The organism is Streptomyces sp. NPDC056479 (assembly GCF_042795335.1).
Classification (GTDB): domain Bacteria; phylum Actinomycetota; class Actinomycetes; order Streptomycetales; family Streptomycetaceae; genus Streptomyces.
The window spans coordinates 1,055,241-1,070,452 of sequence record NZ_JBHTRZ010000002.1 but is presented as its reverse complement, the minus strand read 5'-3'; the positions used below and the strand labels follow the sequence as shown (position 1 = coordinate 1,070,452).

At 70.8% G+C, this 15,212-nt stretch carries 14 protein-coding genes; 7 read left to right on the top strand and 7 right to left on the bottom strand.

Annotation, left to right across the window (positions count from 1 at the left end):
- Window positions 1-66 precede the first annotated feature (66 nt).
- The 3 genes from ACFQ6S_RS10870 to ACFQ6S_RS10860 form a co-directional block, all read right to left on the bottom strand.
- The gene (locus ACFQ6S_RS10870; protein ID WP_383406096.1) at window positions 67-672 is read right to left on the bottom strand and encodes a hypothetical protein; all 606 of its coding nucleotides are present in this window, start codon (window positions 670-672) and stop codon (window positions 67-69) included.
- Window positions 673-852: 180 nt separating this feature from the next.
- Window positions 853-1,680 carry an MOSC domain-containing protein gene (locus tag ACFQ6S_RS10865; RefSeq protein ID WP_383406093.1) on the bottom strand — a complete coding sequence of 276 codons (828 nt, stop codon included), beginning with the start codon at window positions 1,678-1,680 and terminating at the stop codon, window positions 853-855.
- 42 nt (window positions 1,681-1,722) lie between these two features.
- Window positions 1,723-2,157: a DUF6643 family protein gene (locus tag ACFQ6S_RS10860; protein ID WP_383406090.1), complete on the bottom strand. Its 435-nt coding sequence runs from the start codon at window positions 2,155-2,157 to the stop codon at window positions 1,723-1,725.
- A gap of 299 nt (window positions 2,158-2,456) precedes the next feature.
- Between ACFQ6S_RS10860 and ACFQ6S_RS10855 the strand changes: the two genes are divergently transcribed.
- Complete coding sequence (locus tag ACFQ6S_RS10855; RefSeq protein ID WP_383406087.1) at window positions 2,457-3,740, top strand: TerD family protein; 1,284 nt, start codon at window positions 2,457-2,459, stop codon at window positions 3,738-3,740.
- Here ACFQ6S_RS10855 and ACFQ6S_RS10850 read toward each other — a convergent pair whose 3' ends face one another.
- Window positions 3,741-4,934, bottom strand: a complete 1,194-nt coding sequence (locus ACFQ6S_RS10850) for a glycosyltransferase (protein ID WP_383406536.1) — start codon at window positions 4,932-4,934, stop codon at window positions 3,741-3,743.
- A 39-nt stretch (window positions 4,935-4,973) separates the two neighbouring features.
- On the opposite strand from ACFQ6S_RS10850, the gene ACFQ6S_RS10845 reads away from it, so the two are divergent.
- Window positions 4,974-5,759, top strand: a complete 786-nt coding sequence (locus tag ACFQ6S_RS10845) for a glutamate racemase (RefSeq protein WP_383406085.1) — start codon at window positions 4,974-4,976, stop codon at window positions 5,757-5,759.
- A gap of 105 nt (window positions 5,760-5,864) precedes the next feature.
- Entirely contained in the window at window positions 5,865-6,407 is a 543-nt protein-coding gene (locus ACFQ6S_RS10840) for a hypothetical protein (protein ID WP_383406082.1), read from the top strand.
- A gap of 132 nt (window positions 6,408-6,539) precedes the next feature.
- Here ACFQ6S_RS10840 and ACFQ6S_RS10835 read toward each other — a convergent pair whose 3' ends face one another.
- Window positions 6,540-7,607, bottom strand: coding sequence for an O-antigen ligase family protein (locus ACFQ6S_RS10835; RefSeq protein ID WP_383406079.1), 1,068 nt, complete (start codon window positions 7,605-7,607; stop codon window positions 6,540-6,542).
- Between the two features lie 365 nt (window positions 7,608-7,972).
- On the opposite strand from ACFQ6S_RS10835, the gene lnt reads away from it, so the two are divergent.
- The 4 genes from lnt to ACFQ6S_RS10815 all read left to right on the top strand — a co-directional run bounded on the left by lnt (window position 7,973) and on the right by ACFQ6S_RS10815 (window position 13,017).
- Window positions 7,973-9,583 (top strand): apolipoprotein N-acyltransferase, encoded by a 1,611-nt coding sequence (gene lnt / locus ACFQ6S_RS10830; RefSeq protein ID WP_383406076.1) that lies wholly within the window; start codon window positions 7,973-7,975, stop codon window positions 9,581-9,583.
- A 68-nt stretch (window positions 9,584-9,651) separates the two neighbouring features.
- Window positions 9,652-10,131 carry an NUDIX domain-containing protein gene (locus ACFQ6S_RS10825; protein ID WP_383406073.1) on the top strand — a complete coding sequence of 160 codons (480 nt, stop codon included), beginning with the start codon at window positions 9,652-9,654 and terminating at the stop codon, window positions 10,129-10,131.
- 54 nt (window positions 10,132-10,185) lie between these two features.
- Window positions 10,186-10,995 carry a 3-hydroxybutyrate dehydrogenase gene (locus ACFQ6S_RS10820; RefSeq protein WP_383406070.1) on the top strand — a complete coding sequence of 270 codons (810 nt, stop codon included), beginning with the start codon at window positions 10,186-10,188 and terminating at the stop codon, window positions 10,993-10,995.
- A 75-nt stretch (window positions 10,996-11,070) separates the two neighbouring features.
- A complete protein-coding gene (locus ACFQ6S_RS10815) occupies window positions 11,071-13,017 on the top strand; it encodes a helix-turn-helix domain-containing protein (protein ID WP_383406067.1) in 1,947 nt (648 codons plus the stop codon).
- 64 nt (window positions 13,018-13,081) lie between these two features.
- Here the strand turns inward: ACFQ6S_RS10815 and ACFQ6S_RS10810 are convergent, their stop codons facing one another.
- On the bottom strand, window positions 13,082-14,485 hold the full coding sequence (locus ACFQ6S_RS10810; RefSeq protein ID WP_383406064.1) for an MFS transporter: 1,404 nt from the start codon (window positions 14,483-14,485) through the stop codon (window positions 13,082-13,084).
- 299 nt (window positions 14,486-14,784) lie between these two features.
- On the bottom strand, window positions 14,785-15,111 hold the full coding sequence (locus ACFQ6S_RS10805; protein WP_383406062.1) for a DUF1330 domain-containing protein: 327 nt from the start codon (window positions 15,109-15,111) through the stop codon (window positions 14,785-14,787).
- Between the last annotated feature and the right edge of the window lie 101 nt (window positions 15,112-15,212).

Genomic DNA, 15,212 nt, shown 5'->3' with positions numbered 1-15,212 from the left:
CGAAGAGTTCGGCCGGTCCACCGTAGCGTGCGCGCGGGCGGTGGGTTGACCAGAGCAGGAAGGCCGTCAGCTGCCGGTGCCGGTCCGGCCCCAGTCGGGGCCCGCCTTGTCCCAGGCCTGGTCCCAACGCTCGTACCGGCGACGGACCATGCGCCACACGAGCAGCCGTCTGCCGCCCTCGACAAGACCGGCCGTCAGCAGGCCCGCCCCGCATCCGGCGAGCACGGCGTGCGTCGCCGCCGTCGCGGAGTCCAGCGGGCGGGCCACGGTGCGGCCCTGCTGGTCCGTCCATATCGCGAAGCGGTCGCCCTGATGCGGGCTGTCGAGGCTCGTCATGACCCGGCCCTGATGCACGGTGCCGTCGGGCGCGGTCCAGTCGGCCACGACCCGGGTGCGCATGTCCCGTCCGGTGGCCGCCTCGGGGTCCACGTCCAGCTGGGAGCCGTCCACTTTCCGGAGCACCGTGGCGGTCACCAGGTGCCGGGACGTGCGCTGTTCACGCACGGACTGCTGCAGGGCGTCCTGGGCGAGGCCGCCGACCAGGGAGCCGGCGATGGGCGTCACGACGAGGATCAGCAGCAGGGCCGCGAGGGCGACCCAGGCCTCGGCGAGATCGGTCGCACGGCGCAGCGGATTGTGCCGCCAGCGCCAGAGTCCGCTGATCGCGCGCATCGTCCGGCCACCCCCTTCCCGCTCCGTGATAACCCGTGACGGAGCCGCTCACCCGCGAGCACCGCCGAAGAGAGAGCGAAATCACCTGCGCCCTGGGCCTCTCACGAACTTCTCACGAAAAGCCCAACGCGCGGGCACCCGGCCGAGGTTCCCGACCTCCGCCGCCCGCGGGGATCCTTCTCAGCCGAGAATCGTGACCGGGTCACCGACCCGGATCGTGCCTCGGGACAGGGGCACCAGGTTCTGGCCGAACAGCAACTTGCCGCCCAGGCGGCGGTGTCTGCCCAGGGTGAGCAGGGGCTCCCGGCCGCGCTCGGCGGTGCTCTGGTCGGTAGTGGTCACCACGCAGCGCCCGCACTTCTTGGGCGCGCGGAAGGTGACCTCGCCGATGGAGATGCGCGACCAGTCGTCCTCGGCCCAGGCGGCGGTGCCCGACACGACGACGTTCGGCCGGAAACGGTTCATGGGCAGCGGGCCCTCGTGCGCGTGATCACCCTGTGCGATCAGGGAATTGAGGGCGTCGAGGGAGGCCGTGCCGGTGAGCAGCAGGGGGTAGCCGTCGGCGAAGCTGACGGTCTCGCCCGGCAGGGCGTACTCCGGGTCGACGGGCCGGCTCGTGGCGGGATCGGCCATGTACACGAGGCGCGTATCGACGCCCAGATAGGTGCTGCACCAGGCGTGCGCGGTGTCGCCGTCTGCGAGGGCCGCCTCGACCTTGTCGCGGAAGATCTCCACCGGCATCGAGCCGACGGCGCGCGGCACGGGCACGGTCAGCGCGTCCATCCCGGGCGCGCTCAGCCGGACACCGCCGCCGGGCAGCAGCTCGGCGGCGGCCAGCGCGAGGCGTGGCTGCTGGCGCTGTGTAACGACCTTTCCCCCGTCGTCGATCAGCATCCAGCGTCGATCACCGGCCAGCCCCCAGGGCTCCACGACGGCCTCCGGGTGCGCTGTGCCCCGGAACGCCTTGACCGGATGAACGTGAATCGACTGCAGCTGTCCGTACCCCATACGGCCATCGTGCCAGGTGGCGCCGACAACCCGGGGGAACGGTCAGTAGCCGCGGTACTGCTGGTTGTTGTACGGGTCCTGGTAAGGAGCCGCGGCGGGCCGGGGAGCCGCGGGGCGCATCGCCTCGTAGCCCATGCCACCGGGGGCCACCGGCCGAGGCTGCTGTGCCTGCGGGCCCGGGTAGCCGCGCGGCGCGGCAGCCTGCTGCGGGATGTAGGCCGCGGGCGCCTGTTGCAGCGGAGAGGGCTGCTGGGCCTGCGGATAACCGTAGGAGGGGTGGGACGGCGCCGCCGGGAGGGCGGGCAGTGCCGACGGCAGCGCGGGCAGATGACTGCCCGCAGTGTCGTAAGCGGCGGGGACCCGGATCGGGGCGATCTGCGGGGTGCCCCGCTCGGCGACGAGCCTGTCGTAGATCGGGGTGTCCGGGAAGGAGGCGGAGTAGTAGCCGCCGCCATAGGTGGAGCGGGGGGAGGTCATGGCACATAAGGTAAGCCCACGATGTGCTGGTTGGGGAGACCGATAAGAGGGTTGTTTTATGTGTCCGCAGTGACGCCGGATCCCCAATGCGAGCGAACTTGGCAAAAAGGGACGCCAATCAGCGTTCGGATCGTGTAAATGCCGAGCTCCGGGCGGGTTACCGCCGGTTGACCACGGGTGTTCCCGTGCCCCTCGTGGGACTTCGATGTCGCGGGGAATAGGTTGACCCTGTAGAAGAACCCAGTGGGCAGCCGGGATGTGCCTGGCGCGGTGAACAGGTGATGGGGGCGGACATGTCAATGTCGAAGGGATCGAATGTTCCCGTGCCGACGACGGCACTACGAGTCGAATTGGGCTGGCGTTCAGGGACCGGCGTGCCCGACGCGGACGCCTCGGCGCTGCTTCTCGTCGGCGGAAAGGTCCGCTCCGACGGGGACTTCGTCTTCTACAACCAGCCGGCGCACTCCTCCGGCGCCGTCCGGCACGAGGGCAAGCGGGACGCCGGCGGCCGGGTGACCGACAGCCTCCTCGTCGACCTCGCGAGCGTGGAACCGGCCATCGAGACCGTCATCCTTGCCGCCTCCTCCGACGGCGGATCGTTCGGTCAGGTGCCGGACCTGTACATCGAGGTCAAGGACGCCGCCCAGGGCACGGTCGTCGCCCGCTTCGACAGCGCGGGCGCCACGGTCGAAACCGCTTTCGTGCTCGGTGAGTTCTACCGCCGCCAGGGCGCCTGGAAGTTCCGCGCCGTCGGTCAGGGCTACGGCAGCGGTCTGGAGGGGCTCGCCACCGACTACGGCATCACGGTCGACGAACCCCAGCAGGCGGCACCCGCGCCGACTCCCGCGGTGACCACCCCGCCACCTGCGGCTGCGGCGCCCCGGGCGACCATGCCGCCGCCCGCCATGCCACCGGCCGCCCCGCCTCCGCCGCCGGCACCTCCGGTGAGCCTCAGCAAGGTGACGCTCACCAAGGCGGCCCCCTCGGTCTCCCTGACCAAGCAGGGCGGCACCTCGGGTGCCATGCGCGTGAACCTCAACTGGGAGGTGCGCAAGCAGTTCTCCGGCTGGGCCGCCAAGCTGGGCCGTCCGGTCGCCATGCACAACGACCTCGACCTCGATCTGTGCGCCCTGTACGAGCTGGCCGACGGCAGCAAGGGAGTGATCCAGTCCCTCGGCAACGCCTTCGGCGCCCTGCACCAGCCGCCGTACATCCACCTCGACGGCGACGACCGCACCGGCGCCGTGGCCAGCGGCGAGAACCTCACCGTCAACCTCGACCACCTGCGGGCGTTCCGGCGCATCCTGATCTTCGTCACCATCTACGAGGGCGCGCGCTCCTTCGCCGACCTGCACGCCACGGTCACCCTCACACCGCAGCACGGTGCCCCGGTCGACTTCTCGCTCGACGAGTGCACGATCCCCTCGACGGTGTGCGCGCTCGCCCTGATCATCAACACCGGCGACGACCTGATCGTCCAGCGTGAGGCCCGCTACCTGGTGCCCGAGCGGGGCGTGAGCCCGCAGCGCACGGTCGATTACGCCTACGGGTGGGGCATGAACTGGACCCCGGGCCGCAAGTAGTCAGCCCTCGTCGGGCACCGTGTCCGGACGTGCGTAGGTGCGGCCCTTCCAGGCCGCGCCACGCCCCCTGTAGTGCTGCACCGCGGAGTCCACCGTCATCAGGAGGTAGAGGAACGCGGTGAACGGCAGCAGCGGAGCGAGCCACAGCGGCTGGCGGTAGTAGCGGAGCATCGGTACGTACGTCCCCGTCATCACCAGCCACGCGAGACCGCCGCCGATCGCCGTCGCCGCATCCCCGGCTGCCAGTCCCACGATCAGCGTGGCGGGCGGCACCAGATACACCAAGGCGAGCCCGGCGACCGTTCCGGCCAGCACCAGCGGGTTGTGCCGCAGCTGCGCGTACGCGCTGCGCGAGACCATCCGCCACAGGTCGGCCAGTCGTGGGTACGGGCGCACGCTGTCCACCCGCTCGGCGAGCCCCAGCCAGACATGGCCGCCGCCGTGCTTGACGGCCCGCGCGAGTGCCACGTCGTCGATGACGGCGTGCCGGATGGCGTCCGGAATCCGCGCCCGCTCGGCGGCCTCGGTGCGCAGCAGGACGCAGCCGCCCGCCGCGGCCGCCGTCCGCGTCCCCTTCTTACCGATCCGGCGGAAGGGATACAGCTGCGCGAAGAAGTACACGAAGGCCGGCACGACCAGCCGTTCCCAAAGGCTCTCGACCCGCAGCCGCGCCATCTGCGAGACGACGTCGAAACCCCCGGTGCGCGCGGCCGCGACCAGCTCCCTGAGGCTTTCGGGTGCATGCGCGATGTCGGCGTCCGTGAGCAGGAGGTACTCGGGGTCACGCGCGCGTGCCAGGGCGATGCCGTGCCGCACCGCCCAGAGCTTGCCCGTCCAGCCCGAGGGTGGCTCACCGGGGGAGTCCACCGTCAGTGGCAGCCCGCCGTGCCGTCGCGCGAGCTCGCGCGCCAGGTCCCCGGTGCCGTCCGAGCTGCCGTCGTCGATCAGGAAGATCTCCGCGCGCCCCGGATAGTTCTGAGCGAGCAGCGACGGCAGGCTCATCGGAAGGACCGCGGCCTCGTCGCGAGCGGGTACGACGACGCAGACCGACGGCCACTCGTCCGGCTGCGTCCGCCGCGGGAGTCTGACATCCGTACGCCAGAAGAAGCCCTGGCAGAGCAGTAGCCACAGCCAGGCGGCGAGTGACGCGGCGGCGGTCCACGCGATGGCGCTCACGTGCGCAGTCTGCCCCACCGGGCCGGTCGGCAAGGGCCCATCGTCTATCGTGGCCGGGTGAAGATCGCGCTGATGGACTCCGGAATCGGCTTGCTGGCGGCGACGGCCGCGGTACGGCGGCTACGACCCGACGCAGATCTCGTGCTCTCACTCGACCCCGACGGCATGCCCTGGGGTCCCCGGACCCCCGAAGACCTCACGCAGCGCGCAGTGGCCGTCGCCGATGCCGCCGCCGCGCACGGGCCCGACGCCCTGATCATCGGCTGCAACACCGCGACCGTGCATGCGCTGCCCACCCTGCGCGACCGACTCGAACCAGGCATACCGGTCATCGGTACGGTTCCGGCGATCAAACCGGCCGCGGCCGGTGGCGGCCCCGTCGCGATCTGGGCCACCCCCGCGACCACCGGCAGCCCCTACCAGCGCGGACTGATCAAGGACTTCGCCGACGGTGTGTCCGTCGCGGAAGTGCCCTGCTTCGGGCTGGCCGAAGCGGTCGAGCACGCCGACGACACGGCGATCGAGGTCGCGGTCGCCGCGGCCGCCGCGCTCACCCCCCGTGACGTGACGACCGTAGTCCTGGGCTGCACCCACTACGAACTCGTCGCCGAGCGCATCCGCACCGCCGTCCAGCGTCCCGGCTTCCCGCCGCTCGTCCTGCACGGCTCCGCGGGCGCGGTCGCCGCGCAGGCGCTGCGCCGCCTCGGCGAGCAGCCCGCTCCCGAGGCCGTGCCGAGCGGCACCCTGACCGTGCTGCTCAGCGGCCGCGAGGGCGCGCTGCCCGAGCCCGCTCTCGCCTACGACGAGGGCCGTCTCCTCCAGGCGATCAGTCCCGCGCGGTGACGGAAGGCCATAAAACGGACCACCTCGGTCCGCAGTGGTCCGGTCGGCGCAGTCACACTGCGCGACGCGGTACCAGCGCAGCGAATCCTGAGTAACCTCATAGCCATGAGGGACCACCCCCACAGCGGCAAGCCGCATCCCGATGTCTGGACCGGGCGGGCGACCAACCGGGTCCAGTGGCTGCTCGCGCTCGTCGGTGCCGCCTGCATGGGGCTCGGGATCGAGCTGGCCGTCGACTCGCCGTGGACGGACGGCGTCGCCCCGCTCGTCATGGCCGTCGTGGGCTGTATCGCCGCCGGGCTGCTGGTTCTCTTCGGCACCCTGGCGTTCGTGCATGTCGCTCTGAAGGTCGACCATGAGTGCCTCGAGGTGCGCTGCGGCCACATCGGTGTGCCGCGCCGCCGTATCCCGCTCTCCCAGGTCATGGGCGCCGAGTTCGTCCCGCACGTCACTCCGCGCCAATGGGGTGGCTGGGGCTACCGGTGGCGGCCCGACAAGGGCACCGCGGTCGTCGTACGGCGTGGTGAGGGGCTGGTGCTCCGGCTGTGGGACGGCCACACGTTCACGATCACGGTGGACGACGCGGAGGCGGCCGTGGGGGTCATCAGGGATCGGCTGCGGTCTCGGGCGGCGGGTACGACGCTCTGAGATTCGAGCGTCCGGGGAGATCCAGGGATCAAGGGGATCCACGGGGACCCAGGGGAGCTGGGATCGAGGGACGGTCGTCGCTTCGGGTGGGTCTTGGGCCCATGTGCGTCGGCGACACTGCCGTGCGCGCGGTCATGGGGACAGCTGATCGCCACGCGTGCGTGCGTCGTTCTCGGGCTGCGAAGTATCGCCGGCTATCGGGCGGGCCGTTGCCAACCCCGCCAGCAGGCCCGCGCCCACCGACACCGTCGTGAAGCTGAGCGCGTTGCCGACCGCGGCGATCGCGGCCAGGGCTGTGAGGGCCGCGCCCGCAGTGAGCGCGACGGGGGTGGGACGGGCAGTGCGCCACAGTGCGAACAGCATCCAGCAGAAGGCCGCCGCCAGCAGCAGCAGGCCGACGACCCCTTGTTCCGCGGCCTGCTGCAAGGGCGCCGAGTGAGGCTTGCCGTCGGACAGCAGCGTCCCGGTAGCCGTCGTACTGAGCTCGCCGAAGCGCCCCGGTCCCACTCCCAGGGCGGGTTCTTGGCGCGACAGATGCAGCGCGTCGTGCCACAGCTGGATCCGGTGCCGCGTCAGCTGGCCCTCCAGCCAGGCGAGCAGTCCGCCGGGAACCACGTTGCCCGCGACCGCCCAGGTCAGGCCGGTGACAGCGGTCGCCGTCACGGCAAGTCCCGCGATGCCCACCCCGCGATGACGGAGGTGGCCGGCGGCGAGCGAGCACAGCAGGACGGCGGAGCAGGCGACGAAGCCGCTGGTCGAGCCCAGGACCGCCGCGGTCACCGCGATTCCGGCTGCCAGCACGCGCAGGCCCAGGCGCACGACCGGCGCCGACGCGGCCCAGGCGGCGCAGCAGGCGGCACCCGCGGAGAGGGTCAGTACGGCGGCGGTGGCCCCGGCGTGGCCCAACGGGGCGACGATCTGAGGGCCGGGGGACAGATGCGGAACGGTCAGCGTCAGGCTCACTCCGGCCAGGGCTCCGGCGCAGGGCGCGGCGACCGGCAGCAACGCCCCGCCGATCCGCCCGGCGGCATAGCCGGCGGCCACGGCGAGAATCGCCAGCAGTACCCCCTCGGGACGGCCGTCGTGCACGGCAGCCGAGATCAGCGACCAGGCGGCGCAGGCCCCCAGGATCACCACGCCGGCCGCATCAGAAACGTTTCGTCTGTCGCCGGCCTCACCCGGACCTGCCGCAGACGTCATCCCCGCGACACCCACCCCGCCCCCCGAACCCGGTCCCCCGACCTGTGACGGGCCCCGGCCGCTCGACCTGACCGGCCGATACGTCTGAGGCTCCGGCATACCGTAACGGCTTATGGCCGGATTGTGGATATCTCGTGCAGGGGCCATGCGTCGCGAGAGTAGCGGCTGATCGTCCCCAATGGCGGCGACGGCCTGCGCCGGCTGGGCAGAGGGGCTCGGCAGAGGTGGGCCGGCGGCATTGTTTGGACGGGGTTTCGGCCGGGGGTGCGGTCACCCGAGCGCGATGCCCGCCGTGGCCCGTGCAGCACCCTTCCGCCGCTGGACCGCGCTGTCGGTGTCAAGGTCAACCGCCGTACACTCCCGGAGTGACCGTCACCGCAACCTCCGTGGACGAGTCGGACCAGCTGGAGCCGCAGACCGTGCCCACTTCGCGCGCGGCACGGCTTGTGCGGCTGGTTCCGGCCCTCACCGCGGCGCTCTCCGGAGTGCTGCTCTACGTCAGCTTCCCGCCGCGCACCCTGTGGTGGCTCTCTCTGCCCGCCTTCGCCGTCTTCGGCTGGGTGCTGCGCGGACGCAGCTGGAAGGCGGGCCTCGGCCTCGGCTATCTCTTCGGCCTCGGCTTCCTGCTCCCGCTGCTGGTGTGGACCGGAGTGGAGGTCGGTCCCGGTCCCTGGATCGCGCTCGTCGTGATCGAAGCGATGTTCGTCGCGCTGGTGGGCGCGGGAGTCGCCGCGGTGTCGAAACTGCCGGGCTGGCCGGTGTGGGCGGCGGCTCTGTGGGTCGCCGGAGAAGCGGCGCGCGCGCGTGCGCCGTTCAACGGCTTCCCCTGGGGCAAGATCGCGTTCGGCCAGGCGGACGGCGTCTTCCTGCCGCTCGCCGCTGTCGGTGGCACGCCGGTGCTCGGCTTCGCGGTCGTCCTGTGCGGCTTCGGGCTCTACGAAGTCGTACGCCTCGTCATGGAACGGCGGCGAACCCGGGCCGTGCAGCGGTCCGCCGCGGCCGTGGCCCTGCTGAGCGTCGCCGTGCCCGTGGTGGGCGCCGTTGCCGCACGGCCGCTGGTCAGCGACAAGGCCGAGGACGGCACCGCGACCGTCGCCGTCATCCAAGGCAACGTGCCGCGCGCGGGACTGGACTTCAACTCCCAGCGACGGGCCGTACTGGACTACCACGCGCGCGAGACCGAGCGCCTGGCCGCCGAGGTGAAGGCGGGCAAGGTCGCACAGCCCGACTTCGTGCTGTGGCCCGAGAACTCCTCCGACATCGACCCCTTCGCCAACGCCGACGCTCGCGCGGTGATCGACACGGCGGCCAAGGCCATCGGCGCGCCCATATCGGTGGGTGGCGTCGTGGAGCGCGACGGCAAGCTGCTCAATGAGCAGATCCTGTGGGACCCGGCCAAGGGCCCCGTCGACACCTACGACAAGCGGCAGATCCAGCCGTTCGGCGAGTACCTGCCGCTGCGCTCGCTCGTCGGGGCGATCAACGAGAACTGGACCTCGATGGTCCGCAAGGACTTCAGCCGGGGCAGCGAACCGGGCGTGTTCACCATGGACGGCGCCAAGGTCGGCCTCGTCACCTGCTACGAGGCGGCCTTCGACTGGGCGGTGCGCTCCGAGGTCACCGACGGCGCGCAGATGATCTCCGTGCCGAGCAACAACGCCACCTTCGACCGCAGCGAGATGACCTACCAGCAGCTCGCCATGTCCCGCGTCCGCGCCGTCGAGCACAGCCGGACCGTCACCGTGCCGGTGACCAGCGGCGTCAGCGCGATCATCATGCCGGACGGCACGATCACACAGCGGACGGGCATGTTCGTGGCCGACTCGCTCGTCCAGAAGGTCCCGCTGCGCTCCTCCGAGACGCCCGCCACGCGGCTCGGTATCCTGCCGGAGATCGCCCTGGTGCTGATTGCCGCGGGCGGCCTCGGCTGGGCGATCGGTGCCGGGATCCGAGCACGACGCGTCGGTGACGTGTAGCCGTACGCCGGTCGCACGCTCCCGGAACTCGCCGGGGGCGCCGCCACCTGCCCGTTAGGGTCGGAGGCATGGCTACTCCCGACTTCATTCGTACGATCAGGGCCTCCGCTGGCCACCAGCTGCTGTGGCTTCCCGGGGTCAGCGCCGTCGTCTTCGACGACGAGGGACGGGTCCTGCTGGGGCAGCGTGCGGACAACCACCAGTGGACGGTGATCAGCGGCATCCCCGACCCCGGGGAGCAGCCCGCGGCGTGCGCCGTGCGGGAGGTGTACGAGGAGACGGGTGTCGAGTGCGTCGCCGAGCGGATCGTCCTCATCAATTCCGGCCGTGAGGTCACCTACCCCAACGGCGACAAGTGCCAGTTCATGGACATCACGCTCCGCTGCCGGGCCGTCGGCGGCGAGGCACGCGTCAACGATGACGAGTCCCTGGAGGTGGGCTGGTTCGCCGTGGACGCGCTGCCCACGATGAACGAACGTCAGGTCTTCCGGATCAAGCAGGCGTTGTCCGACGAACCCACGTGGTTCGACCCCATGACGTCGGCCTGAAGTATGGGCTGTAACCATATGTGGCCTGGCGAGGGCGGTGCCTAGGGTCGCATCATGACCCCGCTCAGCGCCCTGCCGGCTCAAGGCTCGTCCTCGCCCTCTCCGCTCGACCTCGGTGGCCGCACCGCCCTGGTCACCGGCGCCGCCGGTGGCATCGGCCGGGCGTGTGCGCTGCGGCTCGCGGCCGCGGGGGCGAAGGTGAGAGCGGTTGACCGCGACTCCGCGGGTCTGGAGGAGCTCGTCGAGCGGGCTCGGGGCCTTGCGGGCGCCGTCGAACCGCACGTCCTCGACCTCACCGATCTGGACGCCGCCGAACTCGCCGCTGCCGGCACCGACGTCCTCGTCAACAACGCCGGGTTGCAACTGGTGCGCCCCATCGAGGAGTTCCCGCCCGACGTCTTCCACACGGTTCTCACCGTGATGCTGGAGGCGCCGTTCCGGCTCATCCGTGGTGCCCTGCCCCATATGTATGGGCAGGGCTGGGGCCGGATCGTCAATGTGTCCTCCGTACATGGGCTGCGTGCCTCGGCTTTCAAGTCGGCCTATGTGGCCGCCAAACATGGGCTGGAGGGACTGTCCAAGACCGCCGCTCTTGAGGGCGCGCCACATGGCGTCACCTCGAACTGTGTGAACCCCGCCTATGTGCGCACTCCACTGGTCGAGAGGCAGCTCACCGACCAGGCCCGGGCGCACGGCATTCCTGAGGAGCGGGTCCTTTCCGAGGTGCTGTTGCAGGACAGCGCGGTCAAGCGGCTCATCGAGCCCGAGGAGGTCGCCGAGGCCGTGGCGTACCTGTGCAGCCCGCAGGCGTCCTTCGTGACCGGTACGTCGCTCGTGCTCGACGGTGGCTGGACCGCGCACTGACCGGCAGGGGCCGGCGGAATTCCGAGTTATCCACAGGGCTGACGGGGTGGCGGTGCGATGAGTAATCCTGTCGGCATGTCTCGCGATCACGTGCACCCCACCGAGCGCTCTCCAGCCAATGCCGGAGCGCCCCTGAGCAGCGCCGAGACGCCGTTCCTGGAGCTGCTGGCCCGGGGCGCGTCCGCCGATGCCTATGAGCAGCCGGTGCTGCTCGCCCGCGCCGAGGGCAGATCCACCGAGTGGATCGTCGCCCTCGAACAGGCCAAGCTGTTCGCGCTGCGCGTCCGCTCAGAGCTGGAGGGACGGCGCAGGCGCGAGGCCGAGCTGTCGGCCCTGTTCGAGACCGCCCACGACCTGGCCGGCCTGCGAGACCTGGACGCCGTGCTCCAGGCGATCGTGCAGCGCGCCCGGTCGCTGCTCGGCACGGACATCGCCTATCTCAGCCTGAACGACCCGGCCAGGGGCGACACCTATATGCGGGTCACCGAGGGCTCCGTCGCCGCCCGCTTCCAGCAGCTGCGGCTCGGCATGGGGGAGGGGCTCGGCGGACTCGTCGCACAGACCGCCCGCCCCTATGTCACCGACGACTACTTCAAGGACGACCGCTTCCAGCACACCCTCGCCATCGACACCGGTGTGCGCGACGAGGGGCTGGTCGCCATCCTCGGGGTGCCGCTGATGCTGGGGCACCATGTCATCGGGGTCCTCTTCGCGGCGGACCGGCGTGCCCGGGTCTTCGAGCGGGAGGAGGTCGCACTTCTCGGCTCCTTCGCCGCGCTCGCCGCGGCCGCCATCGACACCGCGAACCTGCTCACCGAGACCCGCTCGGCCCTCGCCGACCTGGAGCGGGCCAACGAGATCATCCGGGATCGCAGCGGAGTCATCGAACGCGCCTCGGACGTGCACGACCGGCTCGCCCAACTGGTGCTGCACGGCGGTGGGGTGCACGACGTGGCCGCCGCGGTCTCCCAAGTCCTCGACGGTGCCGTCGAGTTCACAGAGGCAACCTGCGCACCGGCCGAAGCCCTGGAGGCATCCCGTGCCGAGGGCCACGCCGTACGGCACGCCGGCGACTGGATCGCCGCCGTGGTCGCAGGCGGCGAACTCCTGGGCGCGCTCGTGCTGCGCGGCCACCCAGGCCTGGACCCCGTCGACCAGCGCACTCTGGAGCGGGCCGCGACGGTCACGTCACTTCTGCTCCTCGCCCGGCGCTCCGCGTCCGAGGCCGAACAGCGGGTCCGGGGCGAGCTGTTGGACGACCTGCTCGACGCCCGTGACCGCGACCCGCGGCTGCTGCGTGAACGAGCGGCGCGACTGCACGCCGACCTCGACGCCACCCACGTCGTCCTCGCGGCCCGCCTCGACACCGTGGCGGCCGACGCCGAACAGGAGGCGGCCGCCCGCAGACGCCTGTGGTCCGCCGCGTCCCACCTCGCCGCGACCCGGCACGGCCTGGCCGTGGCCCGCGACGGCGGCACGGTGCTGCTCCTCCCCCTCGAGACGGGGGACACGGCCACCGCTGTGGCCCGCCGCGCCGCCCGTCAACTCGGTACGGCCGTCCATGAAGCGGTCACCGTCGGAGCCTCCGCCCCGGTCGAGAACCTGGCCGCCCGGCCGGACGCCGTGGCCGCCGCCTACGCGGAGAGCCGACGCTGCCTCGACGCGCTGGGCCTGCTCGGCCGCTCCGGGGACGGCGCCGCCGCCGAGGACTTCGGGTTCCTGGGGCTGCTGCTGGCGGGAGACCGGGACATCACGGGCTTCGTCGACCGTACGATCGGCCGGGTCGTCGCATACGACGAACGGCGCGGAACCGATCTGCTGCACACCCTCGACGCGTACTTCGCCTGCGGAATGAGTCCGGCCCGCACCAAGGACGATCTGCACGTCCATGTGAACACGGTCGCGCAGCGCCTGGAGCGCGTCGGCCGCCTCCTCGGCGCCGACTGGCAGAGCCCGGCCCGGGTCCTGGAGATCCAACTGGCCCTGCGCCTGCACCGGTTGTCGGGGCCGAAACAGCGCTGACCCCCGCACGCGGTGGCGCGCGGGGGTCGGTTCCCAGCAGTCGGCCGTCCGGGCCAGGGATGGGTCAGACGGAATGCACGTCGGCCGCCCGGGCCGTCGATGACGCCGTTCCGTCCGAGGGATCGACGTCGGCCAGGTCCCGGTGACGCGTCTCCTTGGCCAAGCTGATCGCGATCACCGTCAGCACGGCTGCGGCGATGACGTACAGGGCGATCGGGGTGGAGCTGCCGTAGTCCTTCAGCAGCGCCGTGGCGATCAGAGGTGCGGGCGCGCCCGCCGCGACCGAGGCGAACTGGGCGCCGATCGAAGCACCGGAATAGCGCATCCGGGTCGCGAACATCTCCGAGAAGAAGGCGGCTTGGGGCGCGTACATGGCGCCGTGCAGCACCAGGCCGACTGTCACGGCCAGGATCAGGTTCCCGAAGCCACCGGTGTCGATGAGCTGGAAGAACGGGAACATCCACAGCCCGACACCGACGGCGCCGATCAAATAGACGGGACGACGACCGATCCGGTCCGACAGCGCGCCCCAGCCCGGGATGACCGCGAAGTGGACGGCCGAGGCGATGAGGACGGCGTTGAGCGCCGTCTGCTTGGAGACGCCGGCCGAGGTGGTGGCGTAGACGAGGATGAACGCCGTGATGACGTAGTAGCTGATGTTCTCCGCCATGCGCGCGCCCATCGCCACCAGCACATCACGCCAGTGGTGCCGCAGCACGGAGACGAGCGGCAGCTTCTCGGCGGCGGGTTTGGCGTCGCCAGCGGCGATGTGTGCGTCCTTCCGTGCTCGCGCCTGGGCCAACGCCTGCTTGAAGACAGGCGATTCATCGACAGACAGACGAATCCACAAACCGACGATCACCAACACACCGGAGAGCAGGAACGGGATCCGCCAGCCCCAGCTGACGAAGGCACTGTCCGACAGCACGGCCGTCAGCAGGGACAGCACACCGGTCGCCAGCAACTGGCCCGCCGGCGCACCGGTCTGAGGCCACGATGCCCAGAAGCCACGCCGCCGCGCGTCCCCGTGCTCCGACACGAGCAACACGGCCCCGCCCCACTCACCACCGAGCGCGAAGCCCTGCACCAGCCGCAGCACGGTCAGCAGTACCGGCGCGGCGGACCCGATGGTCGCGTGCGTCGGCAGCAGCCCGATCGCGAAGGTCGCCCCACCCATCAGCAACAGGCTCAGCACCAGCAGCTTCTTACGGCCGAGCCGGTCACCGTAGTGCCCGAAGACCAGCGCGCCCAGCGGCCGTGCGGCGAATCCGACGGCGTACGTCAGGAAGGAGAGCAGCGTGCCGACGAGCGGGTCGGAGTCAGGAAAGAACAGCTTGTTGAAGACGAGGGCGGCGGCCGATCCGTAGAGGAAGAAGTCGTACCACTCGATGGTGGTGCCGATGAGGCTGGCGGCGACTATGCGCTTGAGATTGCCGGGTGGTGGGGGAGCGGTGGTTGCGGAGGCCATGTTCGCCACTTCCTCGTGTGCGGTGGGGACGGGTACGTGTTCGCACACCGTAGAAACGTGCAGGTCAGGCGCACATGTGGTGGGGCAACATAGTTCGGGGCGTGGCTATGCGTGGGACCACCATGCCCGCTCGGGGAGGGGCGGCTGAGAGGCATGGAGAGGCGCCAAATGAGTGCTGTCCGGGAAGCGTAGTTTGGGGTGACTTGGCGGTGGCGTGCCGACTCCCATGCTGGTTTGGTGCTGACTAAATTCCCACGTCATCACGCGTGTTCGTCTCTCCCGTGCTGACTTGGTGCTGACTAGGCTCCGTAGAACTCGGGCATCAGGGGCGGACAGGGCCCGGCCGGTTGTTGGTTCCGGATCTTGTCTGGGATCGGATCTGACGGACTTGGGCTGTCCGGCGAGTCCCAGAACTCCTGCAGCGCGGCCCTGGACGCGAAGTCGTGGATGACCAGGGTGGCGGGCTCCCAGTCGCCTTCCAGGATGACGGCATTGTCGTCGCTCAGCAGGTTGCGGGCGCCGGACTGCTCGATGTGCGGAGTTACACCGTCGATGTACTGGAAAGTGATCCCGACCAGGTTCCGGCCCTCCTGCCACCCGAGGCTGTCGTTCTGCCCGGCTGTCATCCTGTCGGGGGGGAGAAAGGAAAGAGGGGCGGGGAGGAACCGGGACAAAGCGGGTTCCAGGGGGTTCCCCGCGCCCCCCCACCCCAAAAAAAAAAACAGGA

Coding starts and splice junctions, on each gene's coding strand:
- ACFQ6S_RS10870 (WP_383406096.1), bottom strand. CDS start 672: ATGCGCGCGATCAGCGGACTCTGGCGCTGGCGGCACAATCCGCTGCGC.
- ACFQ6S_RS10865 (WP_383406093.1), bottom strand. CDS start 1,680: ATGGGGTACGGACAGCTGCAGTCGATTCACGTTCATCCGGTCAAGGCG.
- ACFQ6S_RS10860 (WP_383406090.1), bottom strand. CDS start 2,157: ATGACCTCCCCCCGCTCCACCTATGGCGGCGGCTACTACTCCGCCTCC.
- ACFQ6S_RS10855 (WP_383406087.1), top strand. CDS start 2,457: ATGTCGAAGGGATCGAATGTTCCCGTGCCGACGACGGCACTACGAGTC.
- ACFQ6S_RS10840 (WP_383406082.1), top strand. CDS start 5,865: ATGAGGGACCACCCCCACAGCGGCAAGCCGCATCCCGATGTCTGGACC.
- ACFQ6S_RS10835 (WP_383406079.1), bottom strand. CDS start 7,607: ATGACGTCTGCGGCAGGTCCGGGTGAGGCCGGCGACAGACGAAACGTT.
- ACFQ6S_RS10825 (WP_383406073.1), top strand. CDS start 9,652: ATGGCTACTCCCGACTTCATTCGTACGATCAGGGCCTCCGCTGGCCAC.
- ACFQ6S_RS10820 (WP_383406070.1), top strand. CDS start 10,186: ATGACCCCGCTCAGCGCCCTGCCGGCTCAAGGCTCGTCCTCGCCCTCT.
- ACFQ6S_RS10815 (WP_383406067.1), top strand. CDS start 11,071: ATGTCTCGCGATCACGTGCACCCCACCGAGCGCTCTCCAGCCAATGCC.
- ACFQ6S_RS10810 (WP_383406064.1), bottom strand. CDS start 14,485: ATGGCCTCCGCAACCACCGCTCCCCCACCACCCGGCAATCTCAAGCGC.
- ACFQ6S_RS10805 (WP_383406062.1), bottom strand. CDS start 15,111: ATGACAGCCGGGCAGAACGACAGCCTCGGGTGGCAGGAGGGCCGGAAC.